This window comes from Paenibacillus ehimensis NBRC 15659, assembly GCF_004000785.1.
Lineage (GTDB): Bacteria > Bacillota > Bacilli > Paenibacillales > NBRC-103111 > Paenibacillus_G > Paenibacillus_G ehimensis.
Genome location: NZ_BILX01000016.1, coordinates 59,126 through 76,410, shown reverse-complemented (window position 1 = coordinate 76,410; position 17,285 = coordinate 59,126). Strand labels below are relative to the sequence as shown.

Below are 17,285 nucleotides of genomic sequence, written 5' to 3'. Positions count from 1 at the left end.
TTCGTATTTTTTTAGTCCTCTCCCAAAAGCCCGATGCGTTCGGGCTTTTTTGCTTTTGTATTAGGATGCGGGGGGGATGAGCCGAAGGCGAAATCGCGATTGGCGGCGAGTTTTTTGACCTAGTCCCAATTCCACAGGAAAATTGTTCCATGGGACCGGGTCAAAACGTGTCTGAGCATGAGCCAATCGCGATTTCGCCGCAGGCCGCGCCACCGTCCCTCCCATCGTCCCGCAACCCTCCAAAGAAGCAGCCAACAAAACTCCGAACGCGGATCGCGCACCCCTTCCCATATTCTCTTCACGTGCTATAATAAAGCTTGGACTTATCGAAGTTTACATTCCGGGGAGGTGAGCCGATTGCTGCCGAAAGTAAACCAGACGCTTTTTATCCAAATCAATTCGATCGATGACGAAGAGGCGAAGCAGGAATATAAATCCAGGATTGCAGACGTCTCGGATGCGTATATCAGCATGGAAGTTCCTATTCATGACAAATCGGGGAAGCTGAAGCGTTTGTACCCGGGCGACGAGCTTTCCGTTTATTTTATAACCGAGGGCGGCGTCAAGAACTACTTCAACTCATCCGTACTCGGATTTTCCGATGATGTGATCCGGCTTGTTCTGATCAAAAAACCGGATCCCGAATCGATTACGAAAGTGCAGCGCCGCAGCTTTTTGCGTGTGCCGGCCATACTCGAAATCGCCGTGAAATTCTCGGAGCAGCTGCAGTTCGTATCGCTAACCGACGATGTCGGGGGCGGAGGCATATCGTTTCTATGCGAAGGCTACGTGCCGGTCGAGTCTGGCCACACCGTCGAGTGCTGGCTGCTTGTTCCGTTTAAAAACGGCCAGATTGAGCACGTGCCGTTCAAGAGCGAAATCGTGCGCGTGAAAGAGCTGGAAACGGGCAAAAAGCAGGTCATGATGCGTTTTTCGGAGATCACGGACCGGGACCGTCAAAAAATTATCCGGTACTGCTTTGAGCGGCAGCTTGATTTCCGTAAAAGATAATACATAATCGCCTGGCGCGGCGGGCACACTATCCCCCAAATATTGGATGGGGCAGGGTGAACGCGAATGAATACAAAGAATCAAAATGAATCGGACGATAGGTACGAAGAATTATTTTTGCAGTTTGCCCAGCGGGCGGAACGGTGGATTGCCGGGGCATTGGTCGGGTGCGCCATTGCTTTGGTCGCATCCCAATTACTGCTTCTAAACCCGAGAATCCGCTATGTTTTAGTGAAGGTGGAACAGCTGGAGGGGCTTCCTTATTCCATGTCCGGGCTTCAGGCCGCGGAAGGGAAATAATGGAGGACACGCGAGTTTTGCAATCCACGGCTAAACTATGGTATAATTTTCTTCGTTCGAGGCTTCGGCCTGTTTTTTTTTCAGGCTGCTCGTCCGCTTCATTTTGTAAGGAGGCCGCATCTTGGAAAAGTTTAACATCGCAATCGACGGTCCGGCGGGAGCGGGGAAAAGTACGATCGCTCGTCTGGTCGCCGGTGCGCTCGGCTTCGTTTATGTCGATACGGGAGCCATGTACCGAGCCGTGACCTGGAAGATTTTACGGGAAGGCCTTCAAGCGGAACAGATCTCGGACATGATTGCGCTCACAGGCCGTATGGACATTCGCTTGGTACCGGGCAGCGATGGCCAAATGGTCTTTGTCGATGGCGAAGACGTAACGGGCATGATCCGCCTTGCGGAAGTGACCGGAAACGTCTCCAGAATCGCTTCCATCGCTGAAATTCGCAGTATCCTTACCGCCAAACAGCAGGAAATGGCCCGAAGCAAAGGAATTGTCATGGATGGCCGGGATATCGGCAGTCATGTGTTGCCGGACGCCGAGGTCAAGGTGTTTTTGACCGCAAGCGTCAGTGTCCGCGCCCAGCGCCGGTTCAAAGAAATTTGCGATTCGCAGCCGGATATCACGCTTGAGAGATTGGAGCGCGATATTGCGGAGCGGGACCGGATGGACGAGCAACGCGAGGCTTCACCGCTTGTGAAAGCGCCCGATGCCGTGCTGCTGGATACGACCGATATGACGATACCGCAAGTGGTGGATCGCATTTTGGAGCTTTGCAGGCTCCGGGTCGGTGGGGGGCAGTAGCATGTTGTACGTCTTTTTACGAGGGGTATTTCGCGTTTTGTTCCGCACCGTGTTTTTTTTGCGGGCGGAAGGAGTCGAGAACATTCCCGCCGAAGGCGCAGTCGTTCTGTGCGGCAACCACACCAGCAACTGGGACCCGCCGCTGATGGGCAGCCCGCTGAAGCGAAAGGTGCATTATATGGCCAAGGCCGAGTTGTTCGACGTTCCCGTTTTAGGGTATGTTTTACCGAGAATAGCGGCATTTCCCGTCAAGCGCGGTGGTGTCAGCAAAGAGTCGATCCGCTTGTCGATGCAGCTGCTTAAAGACGGGGAAATCATGGGCATTTTCCCGGAAGGGACGCGCAGCAACGCGGGAGGCATGGGTAAAAAGGGAGCGGCCAGCCTGGCATTGAAGACCGGGGCTGTAGTCATTCCGGCAGCCATCATCGGCAATTATAAGCCGTTTCGGCCAATGAAGGTCGTTTATGGTCCGCCAGTCGATTTGAGCGAATTTGAGAACAGCGGTTCGGAAGGCTTGGAACAGGCGACCGACAAAATCATGAGCACGATCCGAAGCATGGTCAAGCAGCACGAATCGAAATGATAAATTGTGGCATACTTAAGAAAATGATGAAGTAAATTTTTTATCCAAATACATTACACGTTGTCAGGTTGTTTAAGGAGGGTAATTGGACATGTCAGAAGAAACAAAATTCGATCAAGAAGTTCAATCCGCAGAGGTATCTCAGGAAGAGTCCATGGCGAATGTCAACATTATCAAAAAAGGCGACATCGTTACCGGCAAAGTCATTAAAGTGGATGCGGATCAAGCGGTTGTCGACGTAGGCTACAAATACGACGGCATCGTTCCCGTGCGCGAGCTTTCGTCCGTCCAATTGGACAATGCGGAAGAGATCGTGCAAGTCGGTCAAGACATCGAACTGAAAGTTCTTACCATCGATGACAACAAAGAAAAGCTCGTGCTTTCCAAACGCGCCATCGACAGCGAGAAATCGTGGGAGAAGCTTGCGGCCGATATGGAAAACAAAACGATCCTCGAAGCGAAAGTCGCCGAAGTGGTAAAAGGCGGTCTTGTCGTAGACGTAGGTCTGCGCGGATTCGTTCCGGCTTCCATGGTTGAGCGCACATTCGTCGAAGATTTCAGCGATTACAAAGGCCGCACGCTGCGTCTGCGCGTGAAAGAAATGGACCGCGAGAAAAACAAAGTCATTCTTTCGCAAAAAGACGTGCTGGATGAAGAGTTCGAAGCGAAGAAGCAAGAAACGATTGCCAAACTGTCTGTCGGTCAAGAGCTGACGGGTACGGTTCAACGTTTGACGCAATTCGGCGCCTTCGTCGATATCGGCGGCGTGGACGGACTCGTTCATATCTCTGAGATGGCTTGGCATCATGTCGAGCACGCGTCCGAAGTCGTGAAGGAAGGCGATCAAGTCCGCGTTCAAGTTCTGAAATTGGATCCGGCCAATGAGCGCATCTCCTTGAGCATCAAAGCAACGCAGCCGGGACCTTGGGAGTCCGTAAAAAACAAAATCAACATCGGAGATATCGTTACCGGTACGGTTAAACGGATCGTGCAATTCGGCGCGTTTATCGAAGTGGCTCCGGGCGTTGAGGGCTTGGTTCATATTTCCCAAATCGCACACCGTCACATTGCAACGCCGTTCGAAGTGCTGAAGGAAGGTCAAGAGGTTCAAGTGAAAGTATTGGACATGAACCTGGACGAGAAGCGCATTTCGCTCAGCATCAAAGAAACAGAAGAAGCGCCGGCCCGCGAACCGAGAGCTGAAAGAGAGCGTGCGCCGAAACGGGAATCCGTTTCCCACGAAGAACTCCAAGGCCTGAACCTGACGCTCGGAGAGCGTTTTGGCGACAAGCTGAGCAAATTCAAGTAAACCGCTGTCTATAGACGAAAAGAGGAATCAGGGGTGCGCATACCGCGAAAAATGGAGCATGTTCATCATGCGCTCCGGCTTGGGCAAAGCGGCGAGCAGGGCTTCCGCGATATTAAGCTGCTCCATAATTGTCTCCCCGGTATTTCTTCGGAATCCATAGCATTGCATACCCGAATCGGCGAACTCCTATTGAGCTCGCCGATTGTTATTAATGCGATGACTGGAGGAGCCCGCGAGACCGAAGAAATTAACCGGGAGCTTGCCGTCGCAGCTCGAGAGACGGGGCTGGCTATGGCCGTAGGCTCGCAGATGGCCGCGATCAAAAACCCGGAAACGGCCGCAAGCTACCGTATCGTAAGAAAGATAAACCCGCAAGGCGTCGTATTTGGCAATCTTGGCAGCGAAGCGACGCTGGAGCAAGCGCTAAGAGCGGTGGACATGCTGCAGGCCGACGGGCTTCAAATCCACCTGAATGTCATGCAGGAGCTGATCATGCCCGAAGGGGACAGAGATTTCCGGGGAATGCTCGATCGGATCCGGACGATCGTCGAACGGGCGGGTGTTCCCGTAATCGTTAAAGAGGTCGGCTTCGGGATGGTCCGGGAAAGCGCCGAGAAGCTGATCGGCTGCGGAGTTGGTTGCATCGATGTCGGCGGTGCGGGAGGCACTAATTTTGCCGCAATCGAGAATGCCCGGCGCGATCTGCCGATGGACTGGCTTAACGACTGGGGCTGCAAGACCAGCATCGCGCTGTTGGAAGTATTGGAGGCTAAGCGGCGTATGGACCGTCCGGATGTGGCGGTCGTAGCGACAGGCGGAATAACAGGCGCGCTTGAGATATGCAAAGCCTTAACGCTCGGTGCTTCGGCGGTCGGGATGGCCGGAGCGATGCTGCGAGTGCTGCGTACATCGGGAACCGAGGCGCTAATCGATCAAATCATATCATGGCATAACGAGCTCCGGCTGTTGATGACGGCGTTAGGCGCTTCCCGAATTGAAGTCCTGCACGAACTTCCGGTCGTCATTACGTCGGAAACGGCAGCATGGTGCTCGGTCCGGGGAATCGATATTTCCACTTACGCAAAGCGGTCGGGCTACGCGTAAGGATTGACTAAAACTACATAAAGAAAGCCATACTAAGGAAAAAGAGGAACAAGCTTTTTCTGCGGGTGAGAGCGAATGAATGCGGGTTACGTGTCCTTATTGCTAATCGTCGTTGCGCTGATTTTGTTCGCCAGTGGCTGGAAGAACGTCATATTAAGAGGTATAACTCCTGCGAGTCTACTTCTTTTTTTTATGCTTTGGATCTCCTTTATGCGGTGGAACACGGACTTGGGCGGGATCCGGGTATATGGCTGCACTCTGCTGCTGCTGGCTGTTTCGCTCTTGGTTATGATACGGACACCGAGCTTTTTGTACCGGTTCCATTTGCTCTCCATTGCCTTGCTGCTGGGATCGGTCTATTTCTTCCTGAAAGAGACGCTTCATTTGATGCCTGCGGTCATTTGGCTCAGCTCGGAATGGACTGTTGCCGCAAGCGTTGGTGTTTTGGCAGCGGCATTGCTGCGTTGGCCTCCGCTGCAGATCGCAGGGCTGTCGCTCGGACTTCTGATCGGCGATGCCATGTCCGCCTGCGCGCACCGGGAACAGGTGGCGATGACGCTCGGGCAAGCGGGATTTCAAGACGAGTGGTGGCTGACGGTCTTTGCAGCCCGAGGCTGGTCCCTGCTAATGGAAGGGATGGTTGCAGGGAGCAAACTGGCTTATAAGCGTGTGCGGCAAAGGATGAGGACCGGCAGAGAGCCGGAGAACGACTGACAGGATGAAGCTGTTGCCCAAGAAGGAAGGAGACGTGATCGACGTGTGGGCTTGGCTGGTGGAGCAAAAATATACCGTAGGAATCATACTGGGCGTATTGTTCGGTGTGCTGGCCCGGCTGACGATGCTGCGGACCGATTACCGGCAATACCCGACTTATCCTCACGGCAAAATCATACACCTTTCCTTGGGCGTCATTGCGGCGGGGCTCGGATCGGTGGCCGTTCCTTCGCTGCTGGATAAGAACTATACGGCGATGACCTTTTTGGCTATGGCGGCCCAGCAGTTCCGGGACGTCCGCAACATGGAGCGCCAGACGCTGAGCAAGATTGACAGCTTGGAGCTGGTGCCGCGGGGAGCGACCTATATCGAAGGGATTGCGATGGTGTTTGAAGGCCGCAACTATTTAGTCATTTTTACTGCCTTTGCCACGGCGTTCTTCGGCACCGTGTTCCCTTGGTATTGGGGGATCGTGGCCGGCATTGGGGCTATTCTGATCACCAATTTGTTCAAGACGGGCAAAACCTTGTCCCGCATTGCAAATGTGAACATCGGCCAGGTGCGGCTGGACGGGCCGAATCTGTTCGTAGACGACATTTATATTATGAACGTAGGATTAAGCGATACGCAAAACGTCATCCGGAAAAAAGCCATCGGGCTTGTGCTTACGCCCAAAAACAAAAATGCAAGAGTCACCCTGGCTAACCCGGGACAGCGGCAGGCGCTGCTGCATGACGTGTCAACGATCATGGGCGTCCATCGCGACGAAGGCGAACCGGCACTCGTTCCTTTGGCCAAGCTGGACATGAATGACGGACGGCTCGCGGTGCTGCTGCTTCCGCAGGAGCCCGATCCGGATAAGGCTCGGCATGTGGCGATGAACTCGCCGGTGTTGGAAAGTGCGGTAAGGATGCCAAGCGAAGCGGATGTGCAAACTGGCGGAAAAGCGGGAGGATAGCGCTTATGGGACAAATTATGGCGGTGGTGGCTACGGAAGCAAACCGGCAAACGGTGGCGGGCGGAGCTCCCATCTTTATCACGGATGATGTGAATCATCAGCAGCAAGTAGCCTTTAAGCTCGAAAAGATTTTGGATGCAGCAGCTCACGATCTGGAGAACGGGATCGTTATTTTAGTAAGGCATTGAGGGTTGGAAGGCCGGCCTCCAACGTATCGTTCATTTACTTGTGAATTCGATTTTGATATAATATCAGAGCTTGCAAGCCATGAAAACAGGCTTGTCTTTGTACATAATGTCCCTCGGCCGAACGGGCGGAGGGAGACATGAAGCAACATTGCGGTAGTCGAAGAAGGGAATGAAGTGCATGGCAAGACCAATCGTAGCGATTGTCGGCCGTCCGAACGTAGGCAAATCTACGGTATTTAACCGTATTATCGGCGATAAGCTGGCTATTGTGGAAGATAAACCGGGGGTCACCAGGGACCGGCTGTACGGCAGGGGAGAGTGGCTGGACACCGAGTTTAGCGTCATCGACACCGGCGGGATTGAGATTGACGGGGAAGATCAGATCCTGAAGTCCGTACGCGTTCAAGCGGAGCTCGCCATCGAGGAAGCGGACGTCATCGTGTTTATGGTGGATGCCAAAGCAGGCATTACACCGGCGGACAGCGAAGTGGCGGAAATGCTGTTCCGGGCGAAAAAGCCGGTGATCGTTGCGGTCAACAAAGTGGATAATCTGAAGCGGATGGACGATATTTACGAGTTTTACAGCCTCGGCTTCGGCGAAGTCGTCGGCATCTCCGGCTCCCACGGTACGGGAATCGGCGACTTGCTCGACGAGGTCATTAAGCATTTTCCCGACAAGAGCGAGGAAGAGTACGGCGAGGATGTCATCAAGGTCGCTTTGATCGGCCGGCCGAACGTCGGAAAATCGTCGCTCGTCAACGCCATCCTGGGAGAGGAGCGCGTCATCGTCAGCAACGTGGCCGGGACGACGCGCGATGCGATCGATACGCCTTTTGAGAAGGACGGGCAAAAGTACGTCATCATCGATACGGCGGGAATGCGCAAGCGCGGCAAAGTATACGAGACGACGGAGAAGTACAGCGTCATGCGCGCCATGAAGGCGATCGAGCGGGCCGATGTCGTGCTGGTTGTCATAGACGGCGAGGAAGGCATTATCGAGCAGGATAAGCATGTTGCCGGATATGCGCACGAGGCGGGCAAAGCAGCGATCTTTGTCGTCAACAAATGGGATATCGTGGAAAAAGACGATAAAACGATGCATCAATTTACGCAAAAAATCCGCGACCATTTTTTGTTTATGACCTATGCGCCTGTCGTGTTTTTGTCGGCCAAGACGAAGCAGCGGCTGCATAAGCTGTTCCCGGTAGTGATCAATGTGGCCGAGCAGCATGCGGCGCGCGTGGCGACGCACGTGCTGAACGATGTCGTGTCCGATGCGGTAGCTATCAACCCGCCGCCGACCGACAAAGGGAAACGTCTGCGCATCAATTATGCGACGCAGGTGGCGGTCAAGCCTCCGACCATCATTTTCTTCGTCAACGATCCGGAGCTGATGCATTTCTCCTATCAGAGATATTTGGAAAATAAAATACGCGGCGCGTTCGGTTTTGAGGGTACTCCTCTACGCATGTTCACGCGGCGCAAATCGGACGAGGAATAGGGGAGAACCGTGTTGACTAGCTTGCTCTCACTCTTGATCGGTTATTTGCTCGGCTCGATCAGCTTTAGTTATTTGGCAGGCAAACTGCTGAAAGGCATCGATATCCGCGAACACGGAAGCGGGAACGCGGGGGCTACAAATACGCTGCGGGTGCTCGGCAAAGGACCGGGCATCGCGGTGCTGCTCTTGGATGTATTGAAGGGCGTGGCGGCCGTCTGGATCGGCACGTGGCTAAGCGGGAGCGATCCGCTGTTTGAAGTGCTTGCGGGGATCAGCGTCATCGTCGGGCACAATTGGCCCGTCTTTTTCGGGTTTCGGGGAGGCAAGGGTATTGCCACGACCATTGGCGTGATGGCGACGCTTGCCTTTTGGCCTGCGCTTATCGCAGGAGTGGTTGCTATTATTTCTATCGCGATAACGCGTTACGTTTCTCTGGGATCTCTTTTGTTTACTGCACTTTTGCCGATCTTGATCTGGTTTATGGTCGATTCCCGGGAAATTTTCGCGCTCAGCCTGCTTCTGTTCGTATTCGCTTGGGTCAAGCACCGGAGCAATATCGTGAAGCTGTTAAAAGGACAAGAGAACAAGCTTGGTGCCAAAAAACAAGTCTGACGAAATAGACGGAGGTGTTCGTTCATGCCGGTTTCCGGTAAAACCGCCGTGCTGGTAGCGGGAAGTTGGGGAACGGCCATTGCCTCGGTGCTGGCGGATAACGGCCGCGACGTGCTGCTGTGGTCCCGCAATCGCGATCAGGTACGGGAGATTAACGAGGAGCACCGCAACAGCCGGTTTTTGCCCGAGGTTCCGTTATCCTCGCGGATTCGTGCAACCGATTCGATGGAAGAAGCCGTAAAGGATGCGGAAGCCGTCGTGGTTGTGGCGCCGTCATCGGCCATGCGGGATATCGCCGTTCAGCTTCAGCCGCATTTGAGCCCCGCATCGCTTCTGGTCCACGCAACCAAAGGGTTCGAAGCGGGCAGCCTAAAGCGGATGAGCGAAGTGCTGGCGGAAGAGCTTCCGTCTTACGATCCGAACCGGCTGGTCGTGCTTTCCGGGCCAAGCCATGCCGAAGAGGTTATCCGGCAATGCCCGACTACGGTCGTCGTTGCATCGCTGGATAAGGAAGCCGCCGAGCAGGCGCAGGATCTGTTGATCAACTCGTATTTTCGCGTATATACGAACCCCGACGTCATTGGCGTAGAGGTAGGCGGCGCGCTGAAAAATATTATCGCGCTGGGCGCAGGTCTCAGCGACGGGTTGGATTTTGGAGATAACGCCAAAGCGGCTCTGCTTACCCGGGGGCTGGCTGAAATCGCAAGACTTGGGACGGCGATGGGGGGGAGCGCGTTGACGTTTGCCGGATTGGCCGGAATCGGAGATTTGGTGGTAACGTGCACAAGCAAACACAGCCGGAATTGGCGGGCCGGATCGATGCTGGCGCAGGGACATTCGCTGGACGAAGTGCTCCAGCGGATGGGAATGGTCGTGGAAGGCGTCAAAACGACGCAGGCCGCCTATCAGTTGTCCCGCCAATACGAGATTTCCATGCCGATTACGGAGCAGCTCTACCACGTCCTGTTTAACGGGAAAAATCCGAAAACGGCCGTGGAGCATTTGATGGGACGGGGACCCCGGCACGAAATCGAAGAAATCGCCGACGTTTCTCAGAACGGTTGGCTTCGTTAAGGCAAACGCCTATACCGGCGGCTACTTTTCCACATATACTACCTCAGGCTTTATTGCATAACCAGTCTGAGGAGGGACAACGATGGCGGATAAAAACATGCCGAAAGACGTGCTCAATGTGGTTAAGAAAAAAACCGGCAAAAACGTTTCCGAGAAAGATATATACAAGCTTGCAAGCGGGGTAAAGCCGTCGACGCTGCAGAGCGATTCGCAGCTGCGGCAGCTGATTAAGCAAGTAGCGGGCCTTGTGAATGTTCCCGTTTCGGATCAAACGACGAATGAGCTGATCCAAGCCATCAAAAACAGCAAAGTGAGCACGAACAACTTGGAACAGCTCATGAAGATGATCATGAAAAAGTAAGGTGACATTTTTAACAGTTTTATGGCATGAGCCGCCGGTCAAGCGCGCTTATGCTTTTTTTGTGTTATGATGGAGACAATTACGTTACAAAGCTAGGGGTTGGAAAATTTATTATGTCGCCGTTGGACAAAATGTGGGCATCCTTTATTGCGATCGGTCTCATGGTTCTCGCTTCGCTGTTGATAACATTTGCGAGAAATAAAACGACGGGCATTGTCCGGTTTGTGCTGTCGCTGGTCGCATTCTTGATGTTTATCCCGATCTTTATTTATATGATCGTATCCCTATTATAAGGAGATTGGCTGCCTGCATGGTTACTTTAAAAGGACGCAGAGTAACGAAATCGATCGAACCGGTGACCGGGTTCACGATTCTGGATTTGGCGCTGAAGGCGGAAGTGGATTGGGGATTCTCCTGCATGCGGGGCACCTGCTCCCGCTGCCGCTGCCAAGTAAGCGAAGGCATGGAGTATTTGAACGCTCCGACCGACGAGGAGCTGGACAATTTGGAGCCGGAAGAGCTGGAGCAAGGATTTCGGCTGGGCTGTCAAGCGAAAGTCGTAAGCGAGGGTGCGATCGCCGTTGCGCACAAGCCTTATTTTTGACCATTTTGCTTAGCATAGGATGATAAGATGAACACTCGACAATACGACGCGGTGCCAAAACCGCTCAAAGAGATTTTTGCCGAGATCGCTGTACATACCCGGGGGTGCGAACCGATCTGGCTGGTCGGCGGCAGCACCGGACTGCTGCTGCAGGGCGTGCAGCTGGACGCGCTTCCCCGCGATTTGGATTTGTATGCTGACCGGCGGCATGCGGAGGCACTGCATATGGCGCTCCGGCGGTTCGCGATCGACGACCAGACGGAGAGCGAAACGTCCATTTACCGGTCGACTCTCAGCCATTATGAGATGAGAGGCGTGAAGGTGGAGCTGGTCGGAGCTTTCGAGGTACGGGCGATGGATAGCGAATATCGCGTGGAAGCCGACTATTTGGCGCGAACGCATGCGCCTGTTGTTCCATATGGCGGAGAGGAGGCCGTCCGGTTAATGCCGCTGGCCCATGAACTGGTGTTTAACGTGCTGAGGGACCGCCCGGACCGTTTTGAAGCGATTGCCAAAGTATGCCGAGTTCAAGAACCGGAGCGTCACAGGCTGGCTCTCGATGATTTGATTTCCCGCAACCGCTTTAGCGGGGAGCTTGCCGACAGGCTGCATACGCTGCTCGACTCGAGAGCGACTATTTAGCGGAAGGAGAGCGCGTATGGCCGCGAAAGTTACTTTTTTACCTGACAACAAGACATTCGAAGCAAGAACAGGCACGACGCTTCTGGACGCGTCACGGCGCGCCCGCGTGCATATCCGTACCCGGTGCGGGGGCAAGGCGGCCTGTCTGATGTGCAAAGTTCGCGTGACGGAGAATGCCGGCACGGGGCTGGCCGAGCCGAACCGCAACGAGGCATTGAAGCTTGGCGGCTTGCAGCAGGACGGCTATCGTCTCGCTTGTCAAGCGAAAATTACCGGGCCTGTCACGGTGATTGTGCCGGAGGATCCGTTGAAGAGCGCCATACGTAAACAGTTGGAAAAGCAGGAGGAGGAATGGTAATGAAGCGTTGGCTGCAGGCGGCCTCTTTGCTGCTGGTCTGCACGCTGCTCGGCGGCTGCATGTATCCGAAGGAGATGCGCAAGGAGAACCAGATCGCAAGCGGGGAGTATGTGATCGTCGTTCAGAATGCGGTCGATCAATATAAGGCGAAAACCGGCGTGCTGCCGATCAAAAACTTCGAGGCGACCACGCCGATATATGAACAGAATCCGATTGATTTCAAAAAGCTGAAAGGGCGGTATATCAGCGAAGTGCCGGCCAATGCGTTCGAGAACGGCGGAACGGCGACCTACGTCCTGATCGATGCGGAGACGAAGCCGACGGTCAAGATGATGGATCTGCCTTCGTTCCAGCTGGCCGTCGAACTGCAGCAGGAGGTGGACCGTTACAAATCGAAAACGGGCACGCTGCCGGCAGGAGAATCGGTGGCCCCCGGCTTTTTCGCCATCGATTACGACAAGCTGAACCGAAAGCCGGTGGAGGCCAACAGCATGTACACCCGCTCGGTAAAGCTTCCGTTCCTCATGAGCGAGTCGGGGCAGGTCGCCATCGATTACGCGCCTGAAATTATGCGGCTTATCGATAAGAAGCAGCTTCAAGGCAAGCTTGATGCCAAGCAGGATCTGCGCGCGCTGCTCGTTCAGGAATCTTATTTTGTCCCGGCGCGCTCGTTCGCTTACATGTGGAAAGACAATAAGCCGGTTCCCGTTCCGGATTCGTTCTAACCGAGCCTCTATCAACCTTCTATTCAAGGTGATAGAGGTTTTTTTCTTGCCATAGCTAGAATAATCGTAGAATCTCCTACATATATTTGTCAGGGATGAAGTTAAGGACGCAAGCGGCGAACACGGTAAAGCCGGATTTCCGGTGAAAATTATTTCTGCGCCTGTCATCATATTTTGAACCGCCGTACATATATTTGTACTAGTCCAAAGCGTGTACGAGTTTCGTCTTAAACAACCTGTAGGAGGGATTCTCATTGGAAAAAGTGGATATCTTTAAGGACATTGCAGAGCGTACTGGCGGGGATATTTACCTGGGGGTCGTTGGAGCGGTCCGTACGGGAAAATCAACGTTCATCAAGCGCTTTATGGAGTCGATCGTGCTGCCGAACATCCAGAATGAAGCGGACCGGATCCGGGCAACCGACGAATTGCCGCAAAGCGCTGCCGGACGGACGATTATGACGACGGAGCCGAAATTCGTACCGAACAATGCCGTGCAGCTGCATGTTGCTGAAGGACTGAATGTGAACGTTCGATTGGTTGACTGCGTCGGGTATGTTGTCGAAGGCGCCAAAGGGTATGAGGATGAGCACGGTCCGAGGATGATCAACACGCCGTGGTTCGATGAAGCGATTCCGTTCCAGGAAGCCGCGGAGATCGGGACGCGCAAGGTCATCCAAGAGCATGCGACGCTTGGCGTCGTTATTACGACGGACGGCTCGATCGCCGAAATACCGCGCGCCTCCTACGTGGATGCGGAAGAACGCATCATCAACGAGCTGAAGGAAGTCGGAAAGCCGTTCATCGTCATTGTAAACTCCACCCGCCCGCAGAGCGATGCCGTGGTTGAGCTGCGGAACGAGCTGCAGGCGAAGCACGACGTGCCGGTCGTGGCGATGAGCGTTGCCAATATGAATGAAGACGACATGATGTCCGTGCTTCGCGAAGTGCTGTACGAATTCCCGGTTCACGAGGTCAATGTGAATCTGCCCAGCTGGGTTATGGTGCTGGAAGAAAACCACTGGCTCCGCTCCAGCTTCGAGAACTCCGTCCGCGAGACGGTACAGGACATTCGCAGGCTCCGCGATGTGGATCGGGTCGTCAGTCATTTCGAGGAATACGAATTTATCGATAAAGCGGCGTTGGCCGGAATGAATATGGGGCAAGGGGTCGCGGAGATCGATCTATACGCGCCCGACGAGCTGTATGACCGCATTCTTATGGAGGTCGTCGGCGTGGAAATCCGCGGCAAGGACCACCTGCTGCAGCTTATGCAGGATTTTACGCATGCCAAGCGCGAGTACGATCACTTTGCCGAAGCGCTCGAAATGGTCAAAACAACCGGCTACGGAATTGCCCCGCCGACGCTCGCGGAGATGGCGCTCGACGAGCCGGAGCTCATCCGGCAAGGCTCCCGTTTCGGCGTCCGGCTCAAGGCGACGGCACCGTCGATTCATATGATTCGCGTTGACGTGGAGTCGGAATTCTCGCCGATCATCGGGACGGAGAAACAAAGCGAGGAGCTTGTTCGCTACTTGATGCAGGATTTCGAGGACAACCCGCTCAAAATCTGGGAATCCGATATTTTCGGACGGTCGCTGCACTCGATCGTACGCGAAGGCATTCAAGGCAAGCTGGCCATGATGCCGGACAACGCGCGCTACAAGCTCCAAGAAACGCTTGGGCGGATTATAAACGAAGGTTCCGGCGGCCTCATTGCGATTATTTTGTGAGATGCTTCTCATTTTTCGTGAAAAATGCACTCCGAAGGGTGCATTTTTTGTGTTTGCACTTGAAAATGATTAACGCGTGTATTACTATAATGTTGTTTCTTGACCTTTGCATCGTTCCGAATGTATATTTTTCGGCGAAACGGTTAACAAAGTAAGTAACAGGATTCGTTTGTTTCGGGGGGAGGTGAATCGCATGAATAAATCCGATTTGATCAATAAGGTAGCGGAATCTACGGAGCTTTCCAAAAAGGACGCTACCAAAGCGGTTGAAGCCGTATTCGAAGCTATTTCCGAAGCGCTTCAAAGCGGAGATAAGGTACAATTGGTCGGATTCGGCAACTTCGAAGTTCGTGAGCGTTCCGCCCGCAAAGGCCGCAACCCGCAAACCGGTGAAGAAATCGAAATTCCTTCCAGCAAAATCCCGGCCTTCAGACCTGGCAAAGCGCTGAGAGACGGAATCCAGTAAGCTTTTGCGGCTTTAGGCTTTCTACATAATGGAGTCGGTTCCCCGGCTTGAAAAAACGCTCGAATGTCATTCGGGCGTTTTTTCTTTTAATAATCATGCGAATACATCGCCGTCTCTCCGTAAAACCACGGATGGGAGGCGTTTTTATATGGCGCTATTTTTTAGAAAAGTGTGAGAAATTTTCAGTTGCTCCGTCTAATTAAATGCAGCCACTGAACCCGAGTAGTGGGGCGCAACGCAGAAAAAACGGAGGTGTCCGCTTCATGGGGGCATATGAGAACACGCTTGAAGGCGTCAAGTTCAATGGGATTAAAACGAAAGGAGAGCTTACGACCGCGCTGCTTTCGTTGTTACCTGGCAGTTTAAATGTAAATGACGTTGTATTCCTATGCATCGGTACGGATCGCTGCACAGGCGATTCACTGGGGCCTTTTGTCGGCACATACTTAACCAGGCTCGGATACAAAAATGTAGTCGGAACCATCGATGAACCTGCGCACGCGATCAACCTGACGGAAAAACTGGCACAGCTGCCCATCGGCAAGAAGATTATCGCAATCGACGCTACATTAGGGAAACTGGCGGATGTCGGAAGCATGTCCGTTTATAAGGGATCGATTAAGCCAGGGGGCGGTGTCAAAAGAACCGACCTTCCATACGTCGGCGATTATTGCGTCACTGGGGTTGTCAACGTTGGCGGCTGCCGGGAAATGGACGTTCTTCACACGACGCGTTTGTCTGGCGTCATGAAAATGGCGCAGGAGATTACGTCGTCCCTTGTAAAGGTATTTCCGCTTAAGCAGGTGCTGCCTTCGAAAAGGGAACGCAACCGTCTGTGCAGGGAGGAAACAACTTTGGCCCCCGAGGGAGGAACACAAATTTTGTTTGGAAAAAATTTCGCAAGGGTCCGCGGAATTGACTTGCAGGGGTGCGCGCCTATGTGCTATAATGACCTACGCTGAGAGATTACGTTGTGGTTCGCAAATCAACGAATCACTGTATCTGATAAGCATTTGCGGGCATCAGCACCGTAGTATTGTCGGGGTATGGCGCAGTCTGGTAGCGCGCACCCTTGGGGTGGGTGAGGCCGTGGGTTCGAATCCCGCTACTCCGATAGCACGTTACGATCGAATCGCTTTCTTGACGGGTAAGCCCGCCGGAGGAAGCGGTTTTTGTTTTTTCCGAATTATTCATAGATCGCGGAAATCGAAAAGGGAAACGCTCTCTTGTGTAGAAGTAATCTAGCAGATTCCGTTTGGCATAGCAGTAGTAGGCGAAGGGGGATGAAACGGTGAAGTCTGTAACAGTAGAAGATTTGGTAAAACGATTTTCGATGGAAGTACTGGCCGGGGCAACGCAGCTCCATCGAACGATCTCGAAGACAAGGGTGCACCGACCGGGATTGGAATTTGTCGGGTATTTCGATTTTTTCTCGCAGTCCCACCTGCAGGTGCTGGGCCGTAAGGAAATCACATATTTGCATACGCTCACCGAAGAGGAGCGCAATGACAGGATCGGAAACATCGTGAAGTATCATCCGCCGTGCTTTGTCGTAACCCGCAATCAGGAAGGGCTTAAATATTTGATGAAATATTGCGAGGAAGAGGGCATCCCGTTATTGCGGACGCCGCAGCCGACGACCAAATTCATCGAGCTCGTGGACACTTTTCTGACGAAATCGATGGCGCCGGAAATTGCCGTCCATGGGGTTTGCGTCAACGTTTCCGGGATCGGCATCCTGCTTCGGGGCAAATCCGGGGTGGGGAAGAGCGAGACGGCGCATACGCTTATTCGGCGGGGACACCGGCTGGTGGCTGACGACATCGTGGTGCTTAAAAAGATCAGCCCCGAGACGCTTCTCGGCACGCATAACGGGAAGACAAAAGAATTTCTTGCTCTCCGCAGCATCGGACTTATCAATGTTTCCCGCCTGTACGGCCGCAAAGCGTTTCAGGACGAGACGCGGATCGTTCTCGACATCGAGCTGACAAAGTGGCAGGACAACGCGCTTAATAACGAACTGGAGCTGACACCGAAGTTTTCGGATTACATGGACATCAAGATTCCGCACATCGAGATCCAGCTTCAACCCGGGCGGGACGTGGCTGGCTTGGTAGAAGCGGCGGCCAACAACTGGTATCTCCGGCAGCAAGGCTACAGTGCGGCAGAGGACTTTATGAAGCGTTTGCAAGAGGGATGAAAGAGGCTTGCGATTCGGTGGGAAGCATTAGCGACACGGG

The 17,285-nt window shown here is 53.6% G+C and carries 22 protein-coding genes and 1 tRNA gene; all 23 read left to right on the top strand.

Annotation, left to right across the window (positions count from 1 at the left end; genetic code table 11):
* Nucleotides 1-357: 357 nt before the first annotated feature.
* The 23 genes from PEH01S_RS12060 (at nt 358) to hprK (ending at nt 17,245) form a co-directional block, all read left to right on the top strand.
* Nucleotides 358-1,011, top strand: coding sequence for a flagellar brake protein (locus PEH01S_RS12060; RefSeq protein ID WP_127485646.1), 654 nt, complete (start codon nt 358-360; stop codon nt 1,009-1,011).
* 66 nt (nt 1,012-1,077) lie between these two features.
* The gene (locus PEH01S_RS12055) at nt 1,078-1,311 is read left to right on the top strand and encodes a hypothetical protein (RefSeq protein ID WP_127485644.1); all 234 of its coding nucleotides are present in this window, start codon (nt 1,078-1,080) and stop codon (nt 1,309-1,311) included.
* A gap of 121 nt (nt 1,312-1,432) precedes the next feature.
* On the top strand, nt 1,433-2,113 hold the full coding sequence (gene cmk / locus PEH01S_RS12050) for a (d)CMP kinase (RefSeq protein WP_025846407.1): 681 nt from the start codon (nt 1,433-1,435) through the stop codon (nt 2,111-2,113).
* Nucleotide 2,114: 1 nt separating this feature from the next.
* On the top strand, nt 2,115-2,696 hold the full coding sequence (locus tag PEH01S_RS12045) for a lysophospholipid acyltransferase family protein (RefSeq protein ID WP_127485641.1): 582 nt from the start codon (nt 2,115-2,117) through the stop codon (nt 2,694-2,696).
* A 91-nt stretch (nt 2,697-2,787) separates the two neighbouring features.
* Nucleotides 2,788-4,005 carry a 30S ribosomal protein S1 gene (rpsA, locus tag PEH01S_RS12040; protein WP_025846403.1) on the top strand — a complete coding sequence of 406 codons (1,218 nt, stop codon included), beginning with the start codon at nt 2,788-2,790 and terminating at the stop codon, nt 4,003-4,005.
* Between the two features lie 51 nt (nt 4,006-4,056).
* Entirely contained in the window at nt 4,057-5,109 is a 1,053-nt protein-coding gene (gene fni, locus PEH01S_RS12035; RefSeq protein ID WP_174807129.1) for a type 2 isopentenyl-diphosphate Delta-isomerase, read from the top strand.
* A gap of 75 nt (nt 5,110-5,184) precedes the next feature.
* Nucleotides 5,185-5,823, top strand: coding sequence for a YphA family membrane protein (locus PEH01S_RS12030; protein ID WP_420872683.1), 639 nt, complete (start codon nt 5,185-5,187; stop codon nt 5,821-5,823).
* A 4-nt stretch (nt 5,824-5,827) separates the two neighbouring features.
* Nucleotides 5,828-6,781 (top strand): YIEGIA family protein, encoded by a 954-nt coding sequence (locus PEH01S_RS12025; protein WP_407669432.1) that lies wholly within the window; start codon nt 5,828-5,830, stop codon nt 6,779-6,781.
* Nucleotides 6,782-6,786: 5 nt separating this feature from the next.
* A complete protein-coding gene (locus PEH01S_RS12020) occupies nt 6,787-6,969 on the top strand; it encodes a capping complex subunit for YIEGIA (protein ID WP_025846397.1) in 183 nt (60 codons plus the stop codon).
* Nucleotides 6,970-7,147: 178 nt separating this feature from the next.
* Nucleotides 7,148-8,470 (top strand): ribosome biogenesis GTPase Der, encoded by a 1,323-nt coding sequence (der, locus tag PEH01S_RS12015; protein ID WP_127485635.1) that lies wholly within the window; start codon nt 7,148-7,150, stop codon nt 8,468-8,470.
* A 12-nt stretch (nt 8,471-8,482) separates the two neighbouring features.
* On the top strand, nt 8,483-9,082 hold the full coding sequence (gene plsY / locus PEH01S_RS12010) for a glycerol-3-phosphate 1-O-acyltransferase PlsY (protein ID WP_407669431.1): 600 nt from the start codon (nt 8,483-8,485) through the stop codon (nt 9,080-9,082).
* A 24-nt stretch (nt 9,083-9,106) separates the two neighbouring features.
* Entirely contained in the window at nt 9,107-10,156 is a 1,050-nt protein-coding gene (locus PEH01S_RS12005; RefSeq protein ID WP_127485633.1) for an NAD(P)H-dependent glycerol-3-phosphate dehydrogenase, read from the top strand.
* 82 nt (nt 10,157-10,238) lie between these two features.
* Nucleotides 10,239-10,517 carry a stage VI sporulation protein F gene (locus tag PEH01S_RS12000; protein ID WP_025846389.1) on the top strand — a complete coding sequence of 93 codons (279 nt, stop codon included), beginning with the start codon at nt 10,239-10,241 and terminating at the stop codon, nt 10,515-10,517.
* A gap of 113 nt (nt 10,518-10,630) precedes the next feature.
* Nucleotides 10,631-10,810, top strand: a complete 180-nt coding sequence (locus PEH01S_RS11995; RefSeq protein WP_025846387.1) for a DUF2768 family protein — start codon at nt 10,631-10,633, stop codon at nt 10,808-10,810.
* 17 nt (nt 10,811-10,827) lie between these two features.
* The gene (locus PEH01S_RS11990; protein ID WP_025846386.1) at nt 10,828-11,121 is read left to right on the top strand and encodes a 2Fe-2S iron-sulfur cluster-binding protein; all 294 of its coding nucleotides are present in this window, start codon (nt 10,828-10,830) and stop codon (nt 11,119-11,121) included.
* 27 nt (nt 11,122-11,148) lie between these two features.
* Nucleotides 11,149-11,763, top strand: coding sequence for a nucleotidyltransferase family protein (locus PEH01S_RS11985; RefSeq protein WP_127485631.1), 615 nt, complete (start codon nt 11,149-11,151; stop codon nt 11,761-11,763).
* A gap of 16 nt (nt 11,764-11,779) precedes the next feature.
* Nucleotides 11,780-12,121 carry a 2Fe-2S iron-sulfur cluster-binding protein gene (locus tag PEH01S_RS11980; RefSeq protein ID WP_025846383.1) on the top strand — a complete coding sequence of 114 codons (342 nt, stop codon included), beginning with the start codon at nt 11,780-11,782 and terminating at the stop codon, nt 12,119-12,121.
* Nucleotides 12,121-12,846 (top strand): hypothetical protein, encoded by a 726-nt coding sequence (locus PEH01S_RS11975; protein ID WP_025846381.1) that lies wholly within the window; start codon nt 12,121-12,123, stop codon nt 12,844-12,846. The genes PEH01S_RS11980 and PEH01S_RS11975 overlap by 1 nt, the downstream gene beginning before the upstream one ends.
* Before the next feature lie 254 nt (nt 12,847-13,100).
* Nucleotides 13,101-14,579, top strand: a complete 1,479-nt coding sequence (gene spoIVA, locus PEH01S_RS11970) for a stage IV sporulation protein A (protein WP_025846380.1) — start codon at nt 13,101-13,103, stop codon at nt 14,577-14,579.
* Nucleotides 14,580-14,772: 193 nt separating this feature from the next.
* Nucleotides 14,773-15,045 (top strand): HU family DNA-binding protein, encoded by a 273-nt coding sequence (locus tag PEH01S_RS11965; RefSeq protein ID WP_010494971.1) that lies wholly within the window; start codon nt 14,773-14,775, stop codon nt 15,043-15,045.
* Nucleotides 15,046-15,308: 263 nt separating this feature from the next.
* Nucleotides 15,309-16,007, top strand: a complete 699-nt coding sequence (yyaC, locus tag PEH01S_RS11960; RefSeq protein WP_164827795.1) for a spore protease YyaC — start codon at nt 15,309-15,311, stop codon at nt 16,005-16,007.
* 78 nt (nt 16,008-16,085) lie between these two features.
* Nucleotides 16,086-16,159 (top strand) — tRNA-Pro (locus PEH01S_RS11955).
* A gap of 177 nt (nt 16,160-16,336) precedes the next feature.
* Entirely contained in the window at nt 16,337-17,245 is a 909-nt protein-coding gene (hprK, locus tag PEH01S_RS11950) for an HPr(Ser) kinase/phosphatase (protein WP_025846375.1), read from the top strand.
* Nucleotides 17,246-17,285 lie beyond the last annotated feature (40 nt).

Excerpts from the sequence above, each read along its gene's own strand:
- PEH01S_RS12030 (WP_420872683.1), top strand. The coding sequence starts at position 5,185 with ATGAATGCGGGTTACGTGTCCTTATTGCTAATCGTCGTTGCGCTGATT.
- PEH01S_RS11980 (WP_025846383.1), top strand. The coding sequence starts at position 11,780 with ATGGCCGCGAAAGTTACTTTTTTACCTGACAACAAGACATTCGAAGCA.
- fni (WP_174807129.1), top strand. The coding sequence starts at position 4,057 with ATGGAGCATGTTCATCATGCGCTCCGGCTTGGGCAAAGCGGCGAGCAG.
- PEH01S_RS11995 (WP_025846387.1), top strand. The coding sequence starts at position 10,631 with ATGTCGCCGTTGGACAAAATGTGGGCATCCTTTATTGCGATCGGTCTC.
- PEH01S_RS11990 (WP_025846386.1), top strand. The coding sequence starts at position 10,828 with ATGGTTACTTTAAAAGGACGCAGAGTAACGAAATCGATCGAACCGGTG.
- PEH01S_RS12020 (WP_025846397.1), top strand. The coding sequence starts at position 6,787 with ATGGGACAAATTATGGCGGTGGTGGCTACGGAAGCAAACCGGCAAACG.
- yyaC (WP_164827795.1), top strand. The coding sequence starts at position 15,309 with ATGGGGGCATATGAGAACACGCTTGAAGGCGTCAAGTTCAATGGGATT.
- PEH01S_RS12045 (WP_127485641.1), top strand. The coding sequence starts at position 2,115 with ATGTTGTACGTCTTTTTACGAGGGGTATTTCGCGTTTTGTTCCGCACC.
- PEH01S_RS12000 (WP_025846389.1), top strand. The coding sequence starts at position 10,239 with ATGGCGGATAAAAACATGCCGAAAGACGTGCTCAATGTGGTTAAGAAA.
- PEH01S_RS11985 (WP_127485631.1), top strand. The coding sequence starts at position 11,149 with ATGAACACTCGACAATACGACGCGGTGCCAAAACCGCTCAAAGAGATT.
- PEH01S_RS12025 (WP_407669432.1), top strand. The coding sequence starts at position 5,828 with ATGAAGCTGTTGCCCAAGAAGGAAGGAGACGTGATCGACGTGTGGGCT.
- PEH01S_RS11975 (WP_025846381.1), top strand. The coding sequence starts at position 12,121 with ATGAAGCGTTGGCTGCAGGCGGCCTCTTTGCTGCTGGTCTGCACGCTG.
- rpsA (WP_025846403.1), top strand. The coding sequence starts at position 2,788 with ATGTCAGAAGAAACAAAATTCGATCAAGAAGTTCAATCCGCAGAGGTA.
- der (WP_127485635.1), top strand. The coding sequence starts at position 7,148 with ATGGCAAGACCAATCGTAGCGATTGTCGGCCGTCCGAACGTAGGCAAA.
- PEH01S_RS12005 (WP_127485633.1), top strand. The coding sequence starts at position 9,107 with ATGCCGGTTTCCGGTAAAACCGCCGTGCTGGTAGCGGGAAGTTGGGGA.
- PEH01S_RS11965 (WP_010494971.1), top strand. The coding sequence starts at position 14,773 with ATGAATAAATCCGATTTGATCAATAAGGTAGCGGAATCTACGGAGCTT.
- PEH01S_RS12055 (WP_127485644.1), top strand. The coding sequence starts at position 1,078 with ATGAATACAAAGAATCAAAATGAATCGGACGATAGGTACGAAGAATTA.